This window comes from Microbacterium sp. B19, from assembly GCF_000333395.1.
GTDB lineage: Bacteria > Actinomycetota > Actinomycetes > Actinomycetales > Microbacteriaceae > Microbacterium.
Window position 1 is genome coordinate 1 of the sequence record NZ_BADA01000112.1, and the last position, 886, is coordinate 886.

2 pseudogenes are annotated in these 886 nt (G+C 73.0%); one reads left to right on the top strand and one right to left on the bottom strand.

Annotated features, from left to right (window positions below):
- Positions 1-670, bottom strand: a pseudogene (locus I5G_RS20580) (transcription termination factor Rho); the annotation flags it as partial.
- A gap of 38 nt (positions 671-708) precedes the next feature.
- Here I5G_RS20580 and I5G_RS26360 point away from each other — a divergent pair.
- Positions 709-886 (top strand): annotated as a pseudogene (locus tag I5G_RS26360) (RNA polymerase subunit sigma-24); the annotation flags it as partial.

An 886-nucleotide genomic window follows, 5' to 3' on the forward strand; every position in this document is an offset into this window, starting at 1 on the left:
GCGCGTTGTACTTCTGGCGGCTGGACTGCTCGCCCTCGCGCGGCTGCTTGATGGAGCCGACGACCGCGTCGCCCTTGCGCAGGTTGTACTTCTTGACCTGGCCGAGCGAGACGTAGACGTCGCTCGGGCCGGGCAGGTAGCCGGTGGTGCGCACGAACGCGTAGTTGTCGAGCACGTCGAGGACACCCGCGATCGGGATGAGGACGTCGTCCTCGCCGATCTCGCTCTCGAACTCGTCGCCGGTCGTCGCCTGCCCGCCGCGACGCTTGTTGCGCTGGCGGTTGCGGCTGTTCGCCTGGTTCTGCTGCTGCGCCTGCTGCCCGTTCTGTGCGGGAGCCTCGGCCTCGTCGGACTCGGCGGCGGATGCCGCGGCGGTCGCGGGCTCGGCGTTCTCGGCGCGGTTGCGGTTGCGGCTGCGCGACCGGCTGCGGCTGCGGCTGCGCGACGGGGTCTCGGCCGACTCCTCGGTGCTCTCACCCTCGGAGGGGGATGCCACGGCCTCGGGGGCGGCGTCGGTCTCGGGGGCATCGCCGGCTTCGGCGACCTGCTCGGACGCGGCCTCGGCCGGCGCGTCGACAGCGGGGGTCTCGTCGGCGGCGGGCGCCTCGGCCGGAGCCTCGGCGGCCGGGGCGTCAGCGGCGGCGGGAGCCTCGGCCTCGGTGACCACCACGTCGGCGGGCGTCTCGTCGGCGGGTGCGGAAGTACCGCCTCCTCGCCGCCGACCTCGACGAGGTGGCCGACGACATGTGAGAGCCGATCGACGACGACGTCCTGCGCCTGGTCTTCGCCGTCTGTCATCCCGTGCTCTCGCGCGAAGCGCAAGTGGCGTTGACGCTGAAGGTCGTGGCAGGCCTCGACACCGAGGCGATCGCGCGGCTCTTCCTGG